We start from the raw sequence: 4,965 nt of genomic DNA, 5'->3' as shown, positions 1-4,965 counted from the left end.
CCTGGATCGAGCTCGAAAGCAAAAATCGCCTATCATCCCGCTTGAGCTGCGCGGGTAGCCACGATTAACCGTGACGTCGGCGTTTCTACACAGCCAGGGCCCAAAGCGGTATTCCAGATTCACCCGGGCTAGTGCGTAACCTAAACCTTTCCAGAAATTGGCAGAATGCGAGAATTCCTCCTACCAAACTGGTGCATGTCAAGCTGCAATTCCGACACTCGCAATGCCAATTCCCCCTACAAGGATCAGGCTCACCGCCCATACGATGTCGAGATTGAACCAGCTTTGTGAGATGAACTTGGGGCCGAGCCACCGGTAGACGGCAATGGCAATGACTCCGCCGCTCACGATCATGGCGGACGTGTGGACCACCGACACGGAGACGGCTGTAAAGAGGTTTCCAGACATCAGCTCGATAGCCGCGCCGTGGCCGGTATCCAGTTCGCCGGCCCGGCACAGGCCTAGATAGATCGGAACCAGCATCAGCCCGGCTCCGTGCGCCGTGGCAGCCGCGAAGGACCATAGGCCCAGCTGCGCCGGCGGAATTCGTACAAGCGCGCGCGGGTGGCGTCGGTTGATCAGCAGATAGATCCCGGCGGCGATGACGATCAACCCGGCGGCGATGCGGATCTGCCGTTCCCATACAATGAGCGTCAGCATTGCGCCGAACGGCAGCAGGATACCGATCATCGCGGTGAAGTGACCCACTGCCAGAAGGCCGAGCGCCCGGAACAACTCGCCTATTCGCTTGTCCAAGAGGCCCGCCGAAACGGCCAGCGGCCAGCCCATACCGGGATTGACGCCGTGATAGAGGCCGCTGGCGACCACGGCCAGCCAGAGACCGGCCGTCGTCCACTCACTCATCTCGTCATTGACCCAAACCGTGGATTATACGGACGGATAACAAAATGAATCCGTCGAGCAGTCGCCGCCCTCCAGCCGAATCTGGTGTGCGCGATAGCCCTCGGGGAACTCGACATAGAAGTCCTTGTCCAGCGTGATCCCACCGTTCTCGCCGACATCGGCCTTGACCATGGCTGCTGGTATGCCGCCGGGATAGAACTGCTCGTCCCAGGTCGAATAGAGCGAATTGGTCCAATAGACGCGCTTGCCGTCGCGGCTGATCTCGACCATCTGCGGTCCGCCCCTGTAGTCGCCGCCGCTCGAATGTTTGGTCTTGCGCGTGATGCCGCCGATATGGACTGACCCTGACAGCTTGGGTTTCATCGGGTCGGTCACATCATATTGGCGCATCTCGCCGGTGCCCCAGCACGAAACGTAGAGAAAGCGATCATCGAGCGACAGGTCTATGTCAGTTACCAGCGGCGGGACCGCCTCGAAGCCTTGCAGCAGCGGGGGCAGGTCGTCCTTCGTCGCTCCCTCCGGGGGGATGGTTGCCGTCTTCTTGCAGTGGAATTTCCCGTCATCGCGCCACCATGTCCAGATCGACCCCTCGAGGTTTGTCGTGTCCACGACCACCCCGACGAAGCCATACTCCTTTACGGGATCATGGGCGGGGCGGACTTCCAACGCCATCTGGTGATTGGCTCCCAGATCGATGGTTTGGGCGTTCCTTCGTTCGCGAAGATTCCAGAAATGAATCCGGTGTCCGTATTTGTTCGACAGTAGGTCTTCCGGAACGATGCCATTCTCGAACTGGGGCGGAAGTGCCCATTCGCTCGACACCATGTAGTCACGCGGCAGGTTCCACCAGAAATCATATTGCTTGTCCTGCGGCCCACGATCAATCTCGTAGCGCCCGATGACATCGAATGTCTCGCAATCCATAATAAAGATGCCTGGAGGTCCGTCGGTGCCGTCGGCGCCACCGCCTCCCAGGGTGGAGACATAAATACCCTCTGGACCGCAATGAATGGTGTGCGGTCTGGAATAGCCCGTCTTGGCAAATACTTCTTTCGGTTCGATGATTTTGTGGATCTTGGCATTGGTCGGTCCGCCCTCGGTGTCGATCACGTAGATGCGCGAAGACCGCATACCTGGAATGATCAGAAAGCGGCGTTGGAGAAACGGGTGGCCATTCAGCGGCGAGAGGGCCGAAGAGCACGCATTCCAGCCGAAATGGTGAAACTCGTCGCCTTTGTTTGGCATGATGACGCTGTGAACGATCTTGCCATAATCCTGTGACTCCGGGTTCACGTCGACAACGGCAAGTCCGTCAGGCTTGGAAAAGTCCGGACTCAACATCAAAGTGTAGGCAAAGTTTTCGACCGGCGCCTGCATTGCGAGCTTTGCAGTCGCGTAAAAAGTCGGGTCTGGACGTACAGTCATTGTCGTCCTCCCTCGGCGGGTTGCAGCTCAACCGACGTTCAAGGGCGCAACTTTGACGCAAATGCCCGCGAATTCGCCGGGGCGCTTTATTGTCCGCACTTCTTTTGTGCAGTTCCCAGCATCCCACGGAATACTGGGAACTGCAATGCTGGCTTTGTCACAGAACTGGATAAGCGACCTGCGGGATATCAACAATGACGGGCGACGCATGGTCAAACGTTGCGACGCCGGAATGGCCGGATCTGACGCATGGCTGCATTAGCAAGTTGGCTCGGTGGGCGACGGCTTTCCACCATTCCAGGACCTGCGGAAATCGATTCTCCGCATCGGGTAGAAAGCGGCACTGTAACCCACCGCTTTCCCAACGTCGCGGCCCTAGGCTGAACCGAGGGGCCGCGGCTTGGGTCAGATCTCAGTCCCCTCTGCAAGAGCCAGCGCGTCTTCGATGTCCACGCCGAGATATCGGACCGTGTTTTCGATCTTGGTGTGGCCGAGCAGGATCTGCACTGCTCGAAGGTTGCCCGTTGCCCTGTAGATGTCGAGGCCTTCGTCCGACGAAGCGAATGTGTTCCGTAGTCTTCGACGCGAAGACCGATCGCTCCAACCCATTCATCGACCAAGCGGGCATACTGCCTTGTGCTCATGTGGGCCGAACGATCGATCCTACTCGGAAAGGCATAGTCGTCGACAGTCCCGCCACGCCGCTCGAGCCACGCAAGTAAGCTCGACCGCGCGTCAGCCATCAGCTCAAACTGAACCGGCCGACCCGTCTTCTGCTGCACGACAATCGAACGCGTCCGAATCTCCGGACCGACGACCAGGCTGCCGATCTTGATCTTCACGAGGTCGCATCCTCATAGCTTGCTATTGATGGCAAGATCGAACAGCGCTCGATCACGCAAGCGGCGCTCTCGATCCAGAAAGAACCGGATTGCCCAGATCTCCCGAGGCTTCAGGGCACGCTTCGCGCCCACTTTCTTGCCTGCATTCCAGGCCCGTCGTTCCTGCACCACAGGATCATATTGTGAAGTTCCCATCGCATTTCTCCTTCGGCCTCCATGGGCCGGAAGGAAAACGAACGATCGACGAAAACCTTTGGGGCCGGTACCGGACTATCGGCTGTTGACAAGGAACCTACGATAAGCGGCCGCTCCTTCTCGTACGACCTAAAGCTGCACGGGCCCAAGACGTAAGCGGATGCAGGCCACCGATCGGCGTCGGGACCACACGCCGCTTTACACTAATAGGAGCTTGATCTCGATGCCCGATTAGAGAAGCCGACATTGGCTGGAATGGCGCTTGCGACTCAAACCAGCCGCGCTCAAGCCGGCCCGGCGTCCTGAAGGCGGACGTCGGAGCCGATAAGGCTGCGATTATGCATTTTTGCCGACCAACGCGCCAAACTCGCTGATGGATTGCGCCTCGGTCGATCCGTATACGTACGTGTCATCGAGAGCAGCGATCTGAACTCGGAAGGCGGGATCTGCCCGCCCCTGCTGCGATCGACAACCACCCCGGGCGCAGTGCCCGCGGGGCAACCACACCAGAGGACGAGACAATGTACTGAGGTCACATTCGTGGCGCGCGCACTGCTGCGCGCTTGATCGTTGCAATCGCGGCGGCGGCCATTTCGACCACGACCGCTGCAAGTGGGGAAGAGATCGCCGGCGGAGCCGCCGCATCGTCGCCTGGACCCGGTGAACCAACCCTCGCCGAGGTCCGGGCGGAAACGGAACGGTTCAGGGACGTGAACGTAGCGCTCGCAGAAGGCTACGCCCGAGACCCGCTGAACCTGTGCGACACGGCCGAGATGATGGGCTATCCCGCCAAGCTCGGGGCCATGGGCATTCACTTTGCCCATCCCGACCTGCTCGGGATCTCGGCCCTGCCCAATCCCCGCGTGGACGGGGACGGCATGCACACCGACTTTCTGAAACCGTCGATCCTGATCTACGAACCGCAGGCCGACGGCTCGCTCGAACTCGTGGCGGTGGAGAACCTGGTCTTCGCACGCGCGTGGAAGGAGGCCGGGCACGACGCTCTGCCCACGTTCCACGGCGTGCCGTATGACACCATGGCGGACAATCCCGCCACGCCGGTGGATGAGGCGCACTTCTTCGAGCCACACTACGACCGGCATGTCTGGATCTACCGTGACAACCCGAACGGCGCCTTCGCTCCGTTCAATCCCGCGGTCACCTGCGAGCACCACCGCAACGGCGCCGAGCATCAGCACCAGGCCTCCGCTAAGTAAGTCCCGGTTGTCCATACGGGCTTCATGCTTTGCGTCCGCCCGGTTGCGGCGGGCGCCACGGGAACTCGGCGGGCAAAGCGATCCGCAGCGCTCGCTGCCGTGATCCTCGGCTCGCCGATACCAATAAGACCGATCCAGCTTCATGGAGAAACGATCATGACCGTACGCATTCGCCCCGCCGTGCCTTCCGACGCGGAGGCATGCGGCCGCATCATCTACGAGCTTTCCACGGGATCGCAGTCCGGCACGGCTTCCCACCGGATTTTCCGACCGTTGAAGCCGGTGTTGGACTGGCACGGGCGCTAGAGCGGTTCACTGGTTGGCTGAATCGTTTTGGAATTCCCGTGGCTGTTGTTTTGTGATTCAAGATGCTGGCTGGAGAGGAGGCCAGCATCTGATGACAGCACCTCTTTCCAATGATC

At 59.9% G+C, this 4,965-nt stretch carries 4 protein-coding genes and 1 pseudogene; 2 read left to right on the top strand and 3 right to left on the bottom strand.

What is annotated here, in order from left to right; genetic code table 11:
* Positions 1-198 precede the first annotated feature (198 nt).
* The 3 genes and pseudogenes from N5A92_RS27225 to N5A92_RS27215 form a co-directional block, all read right to left on the bottom strand.
* Positions 199-864 (bottom strand): hypothetical protein, encoded by a 666-nt coding sequence (locus tag N5A92_RS27225; protein WP_260907766.1) that lies wholly within the window; start codon positions 862-864, stop codon positions 199-201.
* Between the two features lie 24 nt (positions 865-888).
* Positions 889-2,289, bottom strand: coding sequence for a selenium-binding family protein (locus N5A92_RS27220; RefSeq protein ID WP_260907765.1), 1,401 nt, complete (start codon positions 2,287-2,289; stop codon positions 889-891).
* Between the two features lie 405 nt (positions 2,290-2,694).
* Positions 2,695-3,326, bottom strand: a pseudogene (locus N5A92_RS27215) (tyrosine-type recombinase/integrase).
* 710 nt (positions 3,327-4,036) lie between these two features.
* Between N5A92_RS27215 and N5A92_RS27210 the strand changes: the two are divergent.
* Both N5A92_RS27210 and N5A92_RS27205 read left to right on the top strand, forming a co-directional pair.
* Positions 4,037-4,543 (top strand): hypothetical protein, encoded by a 507-nt coding sequence (locus tag N5A92_RS27210; RefSeq protein WP_260907764.1) that lies wholly within the window; start codon positions 4,037-4,039, stop codon positions 4,541-4,543.
* 156 nt (positions 4,544-4,699) lie between these two features.
* Positions 4,700-4,849: a hypothetical protein gene (locus N5A92_RS27205; protein WP_260907763.1), complete on the top strand. Its 150-nt coding sequence runs from the start codon at positions 4,700-4,702 to the stop codon at positions 4,847-4,849.
* The last annotated feature ends 116 nt before the right edge of the window (positions 4,850-4,965 follow it).

It is taken from the genome of Chelativorans salis (assembly GCF_025336525.1).
In the GTDB taxonomy this organism is placed as follows: Bacteria; Pseudomonadota; Alphaproteobacteria; order Rhizobiales; family Rhizobiaceae; genus Chelativorans; species Chelativorans salis.
This window is presented reverse-complemented; position numbering and strand designations above follow the sequence as displayed.